Genomic DNA, 14,686 nt, shown 5'->3' with positions numbered 1-14,686 from the left:
ATAAAATCCGTACGACTACCGTTCATCGCCAGCATGGCCGAGACTATCCTCGGCCCAATCAATAAACGCCTCTGCTGGCATCGGCTTGCTAAAAAGCCAGCCCTGGCCTGAGGTAACGCCGCGTGCCTTCAGCCATTCACGCTGGCTTTCATGCTCTATACCTTCCGCAACCACCGATAAATTCAGCGATTTTGCTATTTCAATAATATGGTTTACCACCGGATTGCATTCCAGGGTGTCAACAAAGGTTTTATCGATTTTAAGCGCGTCAACCTGCAGATCGTTGAGGTAGCTGAGGCTGGAATAGCCGACGCCAAAATCGTCGATATAAATCGTATAGCCCTGTTTGCGATAAGCCTCTAGAGCCGGAATGGCCGTTTCGCGCGCGACCAGATCGCGCTCGGTTATTTCAATAGCAACCTGCGTGGTGGAAACCTGCCAGCGCTGAACCTGTTGATGAATGAGCGCGGGCAGCGTGGCTGATTGCAGGTCAGCGGCGGCGATATTAATCGAAATGTGCATCTCAGGATGTTGAGCTAGCCAGGGGCCTAATTCGTTGAATACGCTGTGGACGATGTACTCGGTTAGCGGGCCGATGACCCCTGTTTGTTCGGCAACGGGGATAAACACTTCTGGCGATAGCCAGCGGCCATCCGGCTGCTGCCAGCGAGCCAACGCCTCCGCGCCGACGATTCGCCCATCTTCCAGCGAGACGATGGGCTGATAGTGCACGGTAATTTCTCCGGCTTTTATCGCATCAAGAATACGATAGTGCGATGACTGCAGACGACGCAGGATCCGCAGCACGACAAACGATGCCAACGCGCTTAAGACCAGCCCAACCGGCAGCCAGAGCAGCAGCTGGTGAAACCAGTTGGTATCAATAGGTTTGGTGGCCGACCAGGTTATTAACGTCGAGCCTACCGGCGGCAGCGGTTGCTGTTTATACACGATGCCGTCGACTTCAAGCATCGGCTGGTCGTGGTGCAGAACGTTTTGCCAGACATCAGGAGCAATCGGATGGTTGCTGGCAATCACGCGGAGGCCACGGTCGGTAATAATAGCCGCGTAAATCGGGTAAGAGGGATGCGGCAGCACATCAATTAACGAGTCTGGGTCGATCACCGCCATATATTTTCCATGGCTGATGGCAACCATATTGTCATCGGTATGCAGGTCGTGACGTGAGGTGAGCCACACATGGTAGCCAGCAGGCGTGACAAATTCGGAGCCAGGGACTTTTTCTGCCAGCGTATTTCGTATCAGTTTGCAGCGTTCATCGTCGTCATTGAGGTAAAAAATACGCTGAATGTACTGATGAATATAAGAGACTTTCTGGATTAACAGCTGGTGCTCAGGGCTGCAAGGAACGCCGTGAAAACGGTTGACCTCTTCAAGGGCGGTACGGGTTTGTTCTTTGACTCGCTGGGTTCTCGCTTGAATGCGTTCGGCGTAGCCATCCATTTCCTGCAAAAACAGTTCATGGGCCTGGCGATGTGCCAGCCAGAGACTCAGGATTATGGGCAAAAAGATGGAGACGATCAGCACGCTCGTGATGTGTCTCACTGGTCGCTGAGCGGGCATCAATAATCCTTAACGATCGCGCGGGAAGTGGGAAAAGTACTCAGGGCGATAATTATATCGCTGGTAAACCATCGAGGCTATATCAATATGAAAACTGTACCTATTATCAGATTTTTCGATGAGATGGTGGGGAGCGCAATACTTATTTTGGATGAAATTGAGGGCTAAAAAATGGGGATTTTCATCCCCATCAGGATCCTCTGAAGGTAATTTATGGTGCCATCTGGCCGCCATTGACGTCGAGAATCTGCCCGGTAATGTAACCACTGCAGGCATGGGAGGCGAAGAACAAGAACGCTGGCGCTACCTCTTCGGCATAGCCAAAACGGCCCATTGGAATGCTGGCGGCAATTTTGCTGCGTAGTTCGTCGCTTTTGCCATCGTGGAACGCGGTATCAATGGTGCCCGGTGAGACAATATTGAAACGAATACCGTCCGCGGTGAACTCTTTCACCCAGTTACGATGAATGTCATGCAACCAAGCCTTCGATGCTGCGTAGATACCGGCACCGACGCCGCCGCCTTCACGCCCGGCGATAGACCCGGTGCTGATAACGCAGCTGGTTTCGTTGCGGGCTTTAGCCGAGGCTCGGAGGTGGGGAATCGCATATTTGGTCATCATGAGCGCCGAACGGGCGTTCAGATCCATGACGTGCTCATAGAACGCGTCGTCGATTGACTCCAGATTGGCGCGCCCGCCCAACCCTCCGGCGTTATTCACCAGTACATCCTGACCGCCAAATTTCGCGACAAAGGCCTCAACCAGGCGGCGGCATTCATCGGTACGGGTGATATCCGCTTCGAAAAATGCCACTTCAGCGCCACTTTCACGCAGTTGAACTAACGTCGCTTCCAGACTCGGTGAGGAGGCATGGCTGTTAATGCCGACTTTTGCGCCCTGCCGGGCGAAAGCCTGCGCTGCAGCCAGCCCCATGCCCGCGGTTGAACCGGTAATTAACACGCGCTTATTTTTCAGGTCGGTAAACATAGTTGCTCCCTTGTTTTGTCGTATCAGATGAGGCGCTACGCCAAAGTACGTAGCCAAAAAGGATGATGGCGGCGGCGCTGAACAGGAATAGCAGGCGCCCCCATAATGGATTTGGGATCAGGATGAGCAGCAGCATACAAAGCCCCATGGCCAACGAGATTTTGCCAATCTTGTTGCGCTGCATCCGGTCGAAGGCGTCCTGTTCGTGATCCGCAAGCACCGGTGTCTCCATGTTGACGAAAAAGGTGTTGAGCACAGATGCACGAGCCTGAGTCGGTTCATGCCAGAACAACGCGGAGAGACAGAAGAAACCGCCGGTAAAGACGAGGTGGCAGAAGATATTCCACACCGCAGAAAGATCTTTGAGTTCACGGTTGGTCAGCGTTAGCGCCATCGCATCCGTCACGTCTTTCACCGTTATCCAATGGGTAATCGTGAAAGAGACCAGAAGGCCGAACAGCACCGTTCCCCAGCCTGACCAGTCCGGTGTTTTACGAATAAACATCCCGAAGAACAACGGAACGATAATGGGGGCCGAAGCCAGCGTGCCAACCTGGATCATCAAATCAAACAGACTGAGTTCCTGTAGCGACTGCATATATTCCGCCACCAGAATCACTAATATGCCGTTCACCACGCAGGCGATTTGTCCCACGCGTAGCAGGTAGTGTTCGCTTTTCGGTTCATTACGGTTGACCACCGGTGTCCAGAAGCTACGGACAAAAATCCCCGAGTTACGATTTAGCGCCGTATCCATAGAGGACATGGTGGCAGCGAATAAACCGGCCATTAGCAGCCCGACGGTACCTTCCGGCATGGCGCGTTCAGCGAAGACCAGGTAGGCTGCGTCACTGGCATTTTTCCCCAGCTCCGGATGTGAAAGCGCCATATCCGGGTACAAAATGGCGGTTGCCCACGGTGGCACAAACCAAATCAGGGTGCCGAAGAGCATCAGAAATAGCGCAAACAGCGCTGCTTTTTTAGCGTTCACGCTGTCTTTTGCGTTGAGGTAACGATAAGAGTCCTGCAGGTTATTGAAGCTCTGCACCTGTTTAACGAAGAAGAACACAAAGCAGACTATCAGGATCAAAATATAGTGTGGCCCGGTATCCGGGCCGGTGAAGAAACCAGAAGGGAAGTCGTGAACCATGTTGACCGGGCCACCGACTTTCACCAGCGCGACGACGGCGCACACGATGGAAATAATGGCGACAATCAGCGTCTGTACGAAATCGCTGGCCACTACGCCCCAGGAACCGCTGAGCAGCGAAATCAGCAGGACCACTATTCCGGTGATCCACAGGGTAAGCGTTAAGTCATACTTAAAGACTGCGCTGGCAAAAACGGCGAGGCTATTGAGCCAGACACCGGCGTTCAGAATGCTTAACGGGATTAGAATCCAGGTAAAGAACTGCTCATTTTTAGGGCCAAAACGTTGGCTGATAGCCTGAGTTGGCGTGTCGACGCGTAGCTGGCGAAAACGGCTGGCGAACCACCACCAGCCGACAATATAGCCAATGACGTTACCGGCAAACACGCCGATGGCAGTAAAACCGTAGCGATAAGCCTGGCCGGCTGCTCCGGTAAACGTCCATGCGCTGAACTGTGCCATAAAGGCAGTTGCGCCTACCATCCACCACAGCATCCTACCGCCGCCCCGGAAGTAGTGGCTTGCCGAACCGGTACCCATCTTTTTAAAAGCGTAGCTGATAGCAATCATCAGTACGAAGTACACCGCCATCACAATAATGTTGATATCCATTATGTTCACACTCGCAGTTAGTCATCAGGAGATGATGCATTATTTGTCATTTAGTATGACTAATAAAATCGAGGTGTGACATTTTGCGATCGGCTTCAATATTTGAGGTTTTATATGATGGTACTTGTGATGTGTGTTTGGTTATTGAACATTTTGCGTTAAAAGTAATCAGAATTAGTATGACTAAATGAACGATTTATGATGGGTGTGATGAAAAAAAACGCGGATAGAACCGATATAATTGACCTGAAGACGGAATTTGCCGTGCCTGTATATGCTACACTGGCCCATAATTTTTGTTCAGGTATGACAAAAGCATGAACTTCACAACTATTACCACAACGCAGCGTGGCCTGGACGGGCTGATTGCCAGCGACATCGCGCGGAAGATTTTCTCCGGTCAACTGACGCCGGGCACGGTGCTCCCTGCGGAAGTCGAACTGTGTGAACAGCTTGGGGTGAGTCGTACTGCGCTGCGTGAAGCCCTGAAGCTGGTCTCTTCTAAAGGCTTGCTTGAGTCGCGTCCGAAAACCGGTACCCGCGTACGTGCACGTACTGACTGGAATATTCTGGATGTACAGCTGCTGGAATGGTTAAGCGGCATGGAAGGGACGCTGGAAATGTACCAGCAGTTTCTTGAGTTCCGTCGGGTGATTGAGCCGCATGCCACGCGCCTGGCGGCGATTAATGCTACCCGAGAGCAGTGTATTGCGCTGTCCCAGACCTGGGAAGAAATGTGCCGTATTGCTCGCGATTTTGATGCTGAGCAGTGGGTCGATGCTGATACCCGCTTTCATCGCATTATCTTTATGTCCTCCGGCAACTGTTTCTATCAACCGTTTGGTAATGTACTGACGACAGTCTTCAAATGGTTTATCAGCCACTCCTCGAAAGAGGGCGGCATGTGTCTTGACGATCATGAACGTATCTATAAAGCGATTATGGCTGGGGATGCAGAAGCGGCGTTCCAGGCGTCCCTTGGTATGATGGACGCCAGTAAACACCGCCTGTAATCAGCAAACGGAGAACGTGTCGTACCCAGGGCGGTTATCCACCGTAACCCGGCACGGCTTGCCCTGATGGAAATGAATCAGCAGGGCGATTTGCTCTGGTGAATGCTCTTCAATCGTTATGCGCGCTACGCTCCCTCGAGCCTGACGTGAAATCTCCCGCGACTCATCAAACTCACCGTGACACTCCAGCACGTTGGCAAACAGCGTGTTCTGCGCTTCCGTTCTCAGTATCCACGTCGGCTCTTCTCGCAGGTTGAACGCCGGATCGCTGGCCCCCGTTCGGGCGATAATAAGTTCTCCCTTCTGAGGGATAACGCTGGTTAGGGTGTAAAAGCGATCGCGCTGAAGCCAGCTGAGCTGTGAGCTTTCGAACGCCGGGATGTGGGCGTTAGCACAGCGCCAGAGGTGCTGATAACCGTGCGCATCTCCAAGCGGTGAGCGTGTGGTCAGGGTCTCGAGCGTTAAGCTGCTACGGATGATTTGTCCCAACGTATGTAGGCAATAGTCATACTGATGGCGACTACCGCTTTGCAACGTAAACAGATCGACCAGCAGCGGACGTTCGCACTGCGTAAGCGCCAGCAGTAACACCGTACGCTGCTGCGTTACATCGGGCCAGTAGTCTTCAAGCACGGCGCTCATGGCTTGATGCGGCCCGTCAGTGCTGAAGAAGCGCGTATTGCCATAGCGTACCGCGGCGCGTTCTTTATCGCCTTGATTCTGACATCCGCCATCGACCACTACCGTATTGTGTGCAATGGTCTGTTTTGCATAGCTATTATTCTCCGGTACGTAACGACCGCCAAACTTTGGCTCGACGTTAACCCAGCGGGCAAAGCCATAGTCCTGAAGGATCTCAACGCCCTCGGTGAAGTAGCTCAGGTGCAGACCATCGAAATGGCCGTGATTGAGCGCGCTGTGCATGCCGGCGATATTGCCGTGACCGCCCCACCAAAGTAGCGCCATACTTTCATTTTGTCCTGCGGGTTGTGTACGCAGAATCCCACCGGCCCCGCGTTCGCCCATTACGCCATCTCGCACCAAAAGAGAGGGCCGTGGGGAGTGGCTGTGAGGGCCATCCTCACTCAGTTCCAGCGCGCCGCGGCACAGCCAACACTGCTGCTGAAAGTGAGCCAGTGCGGAGAGTTGCGCCGAGGCTCCGTAATGCTGGCGGCACAGGCTGACCGCCATCAGCGCGCCTTCATCCTGTAGATTCATGGTCTTCGATGCATCATTTAGCGCGGGCAGCGAGCCATCAGGGAAGGCCATATCAAACATCGTGAAGCAGGCGCGATGGATTAACCGATCCCGATAGGCCCAGATGTTAAGCTCAGGCTGATAGCGGTCGATCACGGTGGCCAGCATCAGCAGAGGGCGCAGAGCGAAGCGTTGATAGTAGAGACCTTCGATATAGTAGCCATCGAGGGAAAACAGCTGATCTAATTGCGCGTAGAAACCACCGCTGGTGTCATCGTGAAGGCGCCCATGCAGAGCAACCTCTACCCACTCAGGATGGTCGGTGACGTAGCCACAAATGGCGATGGCGGCCACCGACCACATGCCGTGGTTGTGCACGATATCGAAGGTAGCACTGTGAACGGTTAAAGCCTCGTGTACCATCAGACAGAGCAAGTTCGCTTCAATATGTGCCCGCATTTCAGGACTGGCCGACCCTTTGACGCAGGACCAGGCGCTGGATGCGTAGAGTAAAAACATATCTTCATTGAGTGTCTGATGGAACAATCGGCCTGGCGGGTTACTATCGCGACTGGTTGCACTCCCGAGCGTAGGGTAGATATCGGCATAGCCGCTCAACACCGCCAGCACGCGGTCGCGATAGCACGGATCTCCGCTCAGCAGCCAGTGCAGCCCGGCCAAATCTATCATCTGATAGTTAAGTTTGTGCTGGGCATGTTCTGGCCCGCCACCTTCTCCGTGACCCGGGATCCATAACGGTTGTTCCAGCCATGCCGCAAGCTGCCGCTGTTGTTGGCGCAGGGTAGCGCCAGGCAGTGAGTCCCGGTTTTGGTGGGCCCTGAGGTCGGCAAGATCGTGGCTTGAGAGAAAAAGTGAGCTATCGAGCGTCATCTAACGTCTCCAGTTTGTTTATTAGTATGACTATTAGAATCAAAAAACAAACAATCCGTCCATTATTCGCGCAATGATATGCGTTAAGTTGCTTGGTAGCTCACAAAAAAGATATAAATAGTCATACTATATAGAAGGGAAGCTAGAGAATTAAAGAACGTGTCTCATACGAAAGGGCATCTGCTTCATTGACCAGCGATTCAGAGATGAGCGGTGTCTTATGATCGTTTCGCAACGCCTCAGGAAGCGTAGTATTCGGCAGACGGATAAAATGGTTGGCATTGTTGTGGCTAGCCTTCCCTTTATAGGGAAGGCCATCGTCAGGACTTACATACCGGAGAAGACATTCATGATAATCCCGCCGCTGATAATCAGCAGCATGGCGAAGATAGCCGGAAGGTCGGGCTTCTGCTTGTAGAGGATCATGGAACAGATCGTGACGCCGACGATGCCAAAGCCGCACCACAGTGAATAGGCCACGCCGACCGGGATGGTACTCATCGCGCGGGTGAGCGCGAAATAGCATAGCCCGTACGCGCAGACCACCAGCACTGAGGGTGCCAGTTTGCTAAAGCCGTTGGTTTTTTTGATCATTGACGTGCCGGTAATTTCGGAGCCGATAGACAGCGCCAGCCATAAAAATCCAAGATTAAACATGAGCGATTCCTTTTGCGTTAGTTAGCGATATTTTTATCGAGTTTGGTGACCGGGGCGGGCGGCGTCTCTTCAGCGTCTTCGTGACCCATTTTCGAGAACAGGTTCATGATGACGATACCGCTGGCGATAATCGCCATGCCGATGATGGCGGCGGTATCTGGATGCTGGCCGTAGAAGGCCATACCCAGCGTTGAAACCACCAGAATACCGGTACCGGACCAGGTGGCGTAGGCTAACCCAACCGGAATATCCTTCACAGCGCGGGACAGTGAGTAATAGCACACGCAGTACAGCACAACGATCAGCGCCAGCAGCAGGGTTTTGGTCATCCCTTCGCTGGAGTCGAACATTTTAAGCGTTGAGGTGGCCGAGGTTTCTGAGACGATAACCAGCAGCATCCATAGCCAGCATTTTGTTTTCGAAGACATCTTCTACACTCCAGGTTTTATTATCGAGGTAAGGTTATTTTTGTCTTTGTTTTGACATAGTCGACAGCAGCATCGGTCAGCACCGCGTCAGGTTTTCCGGCCAGCGACGGATTATTGACGATATCTGTGACAGTCAGATAACGACGGGACGTCGTAAGCGGCGCGGTTACGGCTGCCGTTGCGCCCGTTTCCAGCTTCTCCAGCAGTTCATTCATCGTACACAGCGTCACCCCGCATGCTGCCAGACGGGCAAGGGTGGCGTCGATATGCGCGGTATAGGCGCTGTCGACGACCGCGCCGCGCAGCTGGTTTAGCTCACTGTGTGGGCAGCAGTGATAGCGCAGCGCCAGCACCGGAACACCCGCCAGCAGCGCATCGTGCAGTCGACGCGCTACCGGGTTTTGTAGCGTGCCGTTGACCAAATCTGCCGCCTGGGGATAGTCGAGAAACGGCAGCAGCAGCGCTTTATAGCCTACCGGCGGCTCGCCCGAAAGCGGCAGAACCTCCCCAAGTTGATGCCACGCCGCGGCGTCCTCAAGACTTTCATCCATCGCCAGCATCAGCCGCTGCCCGCAGGCTGCCAACCGTTGACGGATAGCCTGACGATAGCCCTCGGCGGCGGTCACCATCACCAGCACCGGTGGCCGTAAACGCTGGAGGATCTGCGCCACCAGACGGTCAGTCTGTTGCTCGGTCATCAGCAACTCCTTAGCCTATCAACGTGACCGGCGCGCCGTTCTTCAGCCCGGCAGCGTTGGCCTCTTCGGTATCGATATGAAACTCAAGGGCGAAATCGTCGCGCACGCGCACCACCACTTCATCGAAGGTGAGCTGCCGCTCGCCGCGGCTGCGAACGCTAACCTTCTGGCCGTTGTGGACGTTAAGCATACGGGCATCCTGCGGCGACATATGAATATGTCGCCAGGCGCAGATCACCTGCGAGTGCAGCTCAACGTGGCCTTTTGGCCCCACCAGCAGCGCATCACCGGCGTTCTCCAGCTGGCCGGATTCCCGCACCGGGGCTTTAATCCCCAGGGCAAAGCAGTCGGCGCGGGAGACTTCCAGCTGCGTGGTCGGGCGGGTCGGGCCGAGTACGCGAACCTGGGTCAGCGAGCCTTTTGGCCCGACAACGGTCACGCACTCTTCGGCGGCGAACTGCCCTGGCTGACGCAGTGGCTTAAACGGCGTCAGCGCATAGCCCTTGCCGAACAGCGCTTCAACATCCTGCTGCGACAGATGAACGTGGCGGTTAGAGACGCCCACCGGGATGGTAGGCGTTGCCTCGTGCAGCCGGGCGCTGATTTTTTCCTGTAGCAGGGCGTCAATCATGCCTTTTTCCCTTTTTTGTGCGCGGCGTTTTTTTCTTCCACTGCCGTTTCCTGTGGCGCGGCGAGTTCGACCGGAGCGTCATGGGCGAGTTCAACTGGCGCGGCAGGCTCTGCTTTTACCCGTGGTGGATGCCCCTTGAGGGTGCTCAGCGCTTCAACGATGCAGCGTTCCGGGCGAGCAATCACCAGCGAATTGGCCGGCAGGTTAATCGCCTTAACGACCGCCACGCCGCGTTCGATAGCGGTGTGAATGGCGCTGATTTCTCCTTCAAAGCAGACGCTCACCAGCCCTGATCCTACCTTGCGATAGCCGATGCAGGTGACGCCTGCGGCTTTACAGGCCGCATCGACGGCCTGGATGGCGGCGACCCATCCTCGTGTTTCAATCACGCCTAAACTTTTCATTCTCGGCTCCTTTAGTGACGCACTAAGCGAATATCAAAATCAAATCCGGCGAAGAAGGTCTCTAGCTGGTTCAGCTCTTCTACGCTGTACGACGGGTCTTGCAGAATCGGGTAGGGCATATCCAGGCGCTCATACTTTTTGCGCCCCAACTGGTGGTACGGCAGCATATCGATGCGGCGGATATTGCCGCGCTTCGCCAGCTTCTGGACGTAATCAATCGCCCCGGTAATGGCTTCCCACGAGTCGTTGTAACCGCGCACCAACGGCATACGCACAATCACGTTAGCGCCTGAGTCCACCAGCCACTCAAGGTTGCGGCGCACCCCTTCGTTGCCGATGCCGAACAGCGCTTTGTGGTGATCGCTGTCGATCTGTTTGATGTCGAATAAGAAGGTGTCGGTGACCGGCGCCAGTTTCTGGTAGTTCGCAAGCGGCGTAGTGCCCTGGGTCTCGACGGCGGTGTTGATCATCATCTTCTTGCATTCACTGAACAGAGCGACGGCAAAATCGGTTTGCAGGCTCATCTCGCCGCCGCCGATGGTCACGCCGCCGCCGGAGGAGATGTAAAAGTCATAGTCCTGCATGATGATGTCCATCAATTCGCTGACGGTGACATCTTTGCCCAGAATATCCAGGGCGTGTTGGGTGCAAATATCTTCGCATTTGCGGCAGCCGATGCAGTCTTTATTGCGGTTGACGAAGTGCTTCATCTCGCCGTTTTCTTCCGCACGGTAGTGAATGCCCGCCGGGCAGACGTTCACGCAGTCGCCGCAGTTAATGCATTTATCCTGGGAGAACATCACCTGAAACTGGCTGCTCAAGCCTTCCGGGTTGGCGCACCACGGGCAGCGAATGTTGCAGCCCTTAAAAAACACCAGCGTGCGAATGCCGTCGCCGTCGTAGATCGAATACTTCTGAATATTAAAAATTCGACCGGTTAATTCTTGTGTATTGCCAATCACGCTTGCCTCCTGAAAACTGCGGACGTCCTTGTCCGATTGCTGTCCGTGTTATCAGAACTTCTCAATCACCGTACGGCTGATGATCTCGTCCTGAACTTCCTTGCACAGCTCCACGAAGTAGGCGCTGTAGCCCGCCACGCGGACGATCAGGTCGCGGTATTTCTCCGGCTCCTGCTGCGCTTTTTTCAGCACTTCGTTATCGACGTAGCTGAACTGCATCTGGCCGTTGCCAAGAATCGATGCGGTGCGCAGCAGGGTGATAAGCCCGTAGCGGCCTTCCGGGGTATCGAGCAGCCCTTTGAGGAACTTGAAGTTGTGCACCATGCCGATGTTCATGGTTTCCACGTTCATCTTGCTGACCGACTTAATGATGGCGGTTGGGCCATGCTTGTCCGCGCCCTGAGTCGGGCTGATGCCGTCGGAGAGCGGCATCCACGCCAGACGCCCGTTCGGCGTGGCGTTGGTCAGCTCACCGATTGGCGTGTTGTTAGAGATGGAGAGCGTGCCGTGGCTCAGGGTGGAGTAGAGCATCTTGTACTTGCGGCACTCGCGCTCGGTCCACTCGGTGATATCCAGCGCGTACTGGTCAACGTAGTTATCGTCGTTGCCGTACTTCGGTGCGTTCAGGCAGTCGCGGCGCAGCCCTTCGAAACCTTCAAAGTTCGCCAGCATCGCATCGCGCATCTGCTCAAGAGTGTATTTTTTATCTTCGAATACCAGCTTGCGGATAGCAGCCATCGAGTCGACGTAGGTTGCCAGACCGGAGAAAATCAGCCCCGGGCCGTGGTTGACCATCGCGCCACCGGCAGCCACGTCTTTCCCTTTTTCCATGCAGCCTTCAACCAGCAGCGACATCAGCGGCTTCGGCGCTACGTCACGGTGTACGCGCTGGCTGATAACCGTACCAATTGCCGACAGGCGCACGATATGGGCAATCTGCTGTTTCACCGCGGCGTCGAACTGTTCGAAGGTGTGCAGGTCGCGCAGGTCGCCGGTATCCAGCCCCTGGTAGCTGTCGAACAGCACCATGCGGCCGCGGTTTAAGACGAACTCGATGGCAATTGGCCACTGGGTGTAACCGGTGGAGGTCCACTGGTAGATGCGGCCAGATTTCTGCGGTTCGACGCAGCCCATCAGGCAGTAGTCGCGCGCGTCTTCAAAGTCGAAGCCTTTACGCAGCATCATCTTGATGTGGGAGTCATCGAAGTGACAGGCCGGGAAGCCCATGCCCGCTTTCACTACGTCGACGATTTTTTCCATGTACTTCTGCGGCGACTGGTTGTGAATACGGCAGGCCAGCGACGGCTGGTAAACCTTCACAAAGCGCACGGCGTCCATGATCAGATAGGTCAGGTCGTTACAGGCATCGCCACCGGAACGCTTCTGGCCGCCAACGGTCAGGTTGATAAACGGCTGATAACCGGCGAAGTACTTCGCCCCTAGTTCGCTGGACATCCACATCAGTTCGGCGCATTTGATGATAAATGCCTGCAATAATTCCAGCGCGGCGTCATGGGTCAGGCGGCCTTCGCGGATATCGGCTTCAAACATCGGGTAGCAGTACTGGTCCACGCGGCCGAGCGACAGCCCGGTCTGGTTCTCTTCGATTTCAAACAGCGACTCCACCGTCCAGATGCTTTGCAGCGCTTCCTGCAAGGTTTTCGGTGGGTTGGCGGGGACGTTCTGGTTCACGTCGGCGATGGTCAGCAGCTCGGCGCGGCGCTGGGCGTTCTGCTCAACGGCAGCCAGTTCGCGGGCGCGTGCGGCGATGCGGTGCGAATAGTTAATCACCCCTTCGCAGGTTTCAATCGCCGCTTTGTAGTAGTAAATACGGTCGATATCGTCCGGATTCTCCATGCTCAGGCTGGCGAGGTGTGCCTCGGCATCGGCTTTAATACCGTTCATCCCTTTGGTGAACAGCAGCACGTCGTAGCCCGGGCAGGTATCGCCGCCGCCGTTGATCTGGTGGTAGGAGAGGTCGCTGACGAAGGTTTCGCCGCTGAAGGACCAGACGCCCGCCTCGCGGTACTGCGCTTCGCAAATTTCATCCAGCGAGCGGCCTTCCCAGAACGGCACGATCTCTTCGCGGATGGTTTTCTTATCTTCTTCGCTGATTTCGAACGGATCCTGCGGACGGGTGCTCATGGTGTCGAGCTCGTCGCGTACCCAGCGCCAGGCGATATCCGGCGAGAAGGCCCCGGCGCGCGGCTTACCGCACGGATGGCCGACGATCAGCTCATCGTCCTGAATGAGAATCGGCGCGGTTTCGCAGGCGTGACGGAAGGCTTTGGCACGTAGCAGGATGGTCGGCATGCCCGGGTTCGCTTTCACCACTTCGGTAAAGGCCAGCGCGCGATAGATGGAGACGCTTGGGCGCACGGTCAGGTAGTGGTTGCGCAGGCGCTGCATGCGCGGGGTCAGTCCTTCCGCCGTAGTGGTTTCAGTACAATTGGCGAATGGTGCAGCGGAAACGGACTGTTTACCGCTGAACAGACGCACCGGCAGATGCAGCGCGCTGAGATTGTGCTGGGCGCTCTGGAACATGTCAGACAGGGCGTTGATGCGCGCATTTTCAAGGCTCCCGCCGTGAAGCAGGGCATCGAACATTGGGTAGCCGTCAATCGCGCTGGCGGCGCGGACTTCGCTTAATTCCGCGAGCTTAAACCACAGGCACTCAACGATTTCATAGGCCTGGGCTTCGGTTAGCGTGCCGTTGGCGATATCGTGCTGGTAGTACGGCAGCAGCGCTTTGTCGGCGCCTTCCGGGTTGACGGCGTAGCTGCCGTTGTCGAGCTGAAGCGCCAGCTGGAACAGATAAAACGCCTGGCAGGCTTCTTTGAAGCTGCGTGCCGGGTGGGCCGGAACGTGGTGCAAAATAGCAACGCTGTCTAACAGCTCGGCTTTGCGATACGCGTTGGTTTCAGCGGCGGCTAACTGCTCGGCGCTGTGGGCGAGGTTTTGCGCCAGCGCCATCAGCCCATCGCAGGCGTAAATCGCGGCGCGGCAGCCGTTAACTTCATCCATGCCGCTGCGGCTGACCGCGCTGCCGAGCGTACGGGTTTTCTCTTCCAGTTGGTGTTTAATCGCCAACACGCCTTTCTCGACCACCAGCTTGTAGTCCGGGGAGTCGAGGTCGCTGTTCAGATTAAGGAACTGGAACGCCGAGGGGCGGCTGGCGGCGGCTTCATCATGGAAGATCGCGCCGTGCGGCTTGCGGGTCTGGTTGCCGACGATCAGCTCATCGGCGCTGATGGTGAGCGGCAGTTGACGCATCAGTTCATAGAAGCGGCGCGCCGGTTTAACGGCGGCGGGAACGCCAGCGATATCGCTATCGAGCGCGTTCAGGGTGGTGGCATGTTCGGTGCACAGGGTGCTTTTTTGTGAGAGTAAACGTTCTGCCAACACTTTGACGCGCGGCGTTAAGCTGTAGTGTGCCATGTAGTATTCTCCAGATGTTCTTATTGGGTGCCG

Annotated in this window: 12 protein-coding genes; 1 reads left to right on the top strand and 11 read right to left on the bottom strand. The window is 55.4% G+C overall.

Annotated elements, in window-relative coordinates; genetic code table 11:
* Positions 1-15: 15 nt before the first annotated feature.
* From MY052_RS15245 to MY052_RS15235, 3 genes are all read right to left on the bottom strand, one after another.
* Positions 16-1,584: an EAL domain-containing protein gene (locus MY052_RS15245; RefSeq protein ID WP_248537327.1), complete on the bottom strand. Its 1,569-nt coding sequence runs from the start codon at positions 1,582-1,584 to the stop codon at positions 16-18.
* A 211-nt stretch (positions 1,585-1,795) separates the two neighbouring features.
* Positions 1,796-2,572 (bottom strand): SDR family NAD(P)-dependent oxidoreductase, encoded by a 777-nt coding sequence (locus MY052_RS15240; RefSeq protein WP_248537326.1) that lies wholly within the window; start codon positions 2,570-2,572, stop codon positions 1,796-1,798.
* Complete coding sequence (locus MY052_RS15235) at positions 2,550-4,334, bottom strand: sodium:solute symporter family transporter (protein ID WP_248537325.1); 1,785 nt, start codon at positions 4,332-4,334, stop codon at positions 2,550-2,552. The genes MY052_RS15240 and MY052_RS15235 overlap by 23 nt, the downstream gene beginning before the upstream one ends.
* Before the next feature lie 317 nt (positions 4,335-4,651).
* On the opposite strand from MY052_RS15235, the gene MY052_RS15230 reads away from it, so the two are divergent.
* A complete protein-coding gene (locus MY052_RS15230; RefSeq protein ID WP_248537324.1) occupies positions 4,652-5,347 on the top strand; it encodes a FadR/GntR family transcriptional regulator in 696 nt (231 codons plus the stop codon).
* Here MY052_RS15230 and MY052_RS15225 read toward each other — a convergent pair whose 3' ends face one another.
* The 8 genes from MY052_RS15225 to cutC form a co-directional block, all read right to left on the bottom strand.
* Positions 5,348-7,435, bottom strand: a complete 2,088-nt coding sequence (locus tag MY052_RS15225; protein WP_248537323.1) for a heparinase II/III domain-containing protein — start codon at positions 7,433-7,435, stop codon at positions 5,348-5,350.
* Positions 7,436-7,762: 327 nt separating this feature from the next.
* Positions 7,763-8,092 (bottom strand): DMT family transporter, encoded by a 330-nt coding sequence (locus MY052_RS15220; protein WP_115074638.1) that lies wholly within the window; start codon positions 8,090-8,092, stop codon positions 7,763-7,765.
* Positions 8,093-8,109: 17 nt separating this feature from the next.
* Positions 8,110-8,520: a DMT family transporter gene (locus MY052_RS15215; RefSeq protein ID WP_035894775.1), complete on the bottom strand. Its 411-nt coding sequence runs from the start codon at positions 8,518-8,520 to the stop codon at positions 8,110-8,112.
* A gap of 20 nt (positions 8,521-8,540) precedes the next feature.
* Entirely contained in the window at positions 8,541-9,218 is a 678-nt protein-coding gene (locus MY052_RS15210) for a hypothetical protein (RefSeq protein WP_248537322.1), read from the bottom strand.
* 10 nt (positions 9,219-9,228) lie between these two features.
* Complete coding sequence (locus MY052_RS15205) at positions 9,229-9,849, bottom strand: phosphate propanoyltransferase (protein ID WP_035894777.1); 621 nt, start codon at positions 9,847-9,849, stop codon at positions 9,229-9,231.
* Positions 9,846-10,253: a BMC domain-containing protein gene (locus tag MY052_RS15200; protein ID WP_248537321.1), complete on the bottom strand. Its 408-nt coding sequence runs from the start codon at positions 10,251-10,253 to the stop codon at positions 9,846-9,848. The genes MY052_RS15205 and MY052_RS15200 overlap by 4 nt, the downstream gene beginning before the upstream one ends.
* An 11-nt stretch (positions 10,254-10,264) precedes the next feature.
* Positions 10,265-11,212, bottom strand: a complete 948-nt coding sequence (gene cutD / locus MY052_RS15195; RefSeq protein WP_248538952.1) for a choline TMA-lyase-activating enzyme — start codon at positions 11,210-11,212, stop codon at positions 10,265-10,267.
* A gap of 54 nt (positions 11,213-11,266) precedes the next feature.
* Positions 11,267-14,653, bottom strand: a complete 3,387-nt coding sequence (cutC, locus tag MY052_RS15190) for a choline trimethylamine-lyase (RefSeq protein WP_248537320.1) — start codon at positions 14,651-14,653, stop codon at positions 11,267-11,269.
* Positions 14,654-14,686: the final 33 nt, after the last annotated feature.

It is taken from the genome of Kluyvera ascorbata, from assembly GCF_023195735.1.
Classification (GTDB): domain Bacteria; phylum Pseudomonadota; class Gammaproteobacteria; order Enterobacterales; family Enterobacteriaceae; genus Kluyvera; species Kluyvera ascorbata.
Note: the sequence above shows the minus strand (reverse complement) of the source record. Positions and strands in the feature narration are given on the sequence as shown.

Excerpts from the sequence above, each read along its gene's own strand:
- MY052_RS15205 (WP_035894777.1), bottom strand. The coding sequence starts at position 9,849 with ATGATTGACGCCCTGCTACAGGAAAAAATCAGCGCCCGGCTGCACGAG.
- MY052_RS15215 (WP_035894775.1), bottom strand. The coding sequence starts at position 8,520 with ATGTCTTCGAAAACAAAATGCTGGCTATGGATGCTGCTGGTTATCGTC.
- MY052_RS15210 (WP_248537322.1), bottom strand. The coding sequence starts at position 9,218 with ATGACCGAGCAACAGACTGACCGTCTGGTGGCGCAGATCCTCCAGCGT.
- MY052_RS15240 (WP_248537326.1), bottom strand. The coding sequence starts at position 2,572 with ATGTTTACCGACCTGAAAAATAAGCGCGTGTTAATTACCGGTTCAACC.
- MY052_RS15235 (WP_248537325.1), bottom strand. The coding sequence starts at position 4,334 with ATGGATATCAACATTATTGTGATGGCGGTGTACTTCGTACTGATGATT.
- MY052_RS15245 (WP_248537327.1), bottom strand. The coding sequence starts at position 1,584 with ATGCCCGCTCAGCGACCAGTGAGACACATCACGAGCGTGCTGATCGTC.
- cutC (WP_248537320.1), bottom strand. The coding sequence starts at position 14,653 with ATGGCACACTACAGCTTAACGCCGCGCGTCAAAGTGTTGGCAGAACGT.
- MY052_RS15200 (WP_248537321.1), bottom strand. The coding sequence starts at position 10,253 with ATGAAAAGTTTAGGCGTGATTGAAACACGAGGATGGGTCGCCGCCATC.
- MY052_RS15225 (WP_248537323.1), bottom strand. The coding sequence starts at position 7,435 with ATGACGCTCGATAGCTCACTTTTTCTCTCAAGCCACGATCTTGCCGAC.
- MY052_RS15230 (WP_248537324.1), top strand. The coding sequence starts at position 4,652 with ATGAACTTCACAACTATTACCACAACGCAGCGTGGCCTGGACGGGCTG.
- MY052_RS15220 (WP_115074638.1), bottom strand. The coding sequence starts at position 8,092 with ATGTTTAATCTTGGATTTTTATGGCTGGCGCTGTCTATCGGCTCCGAA.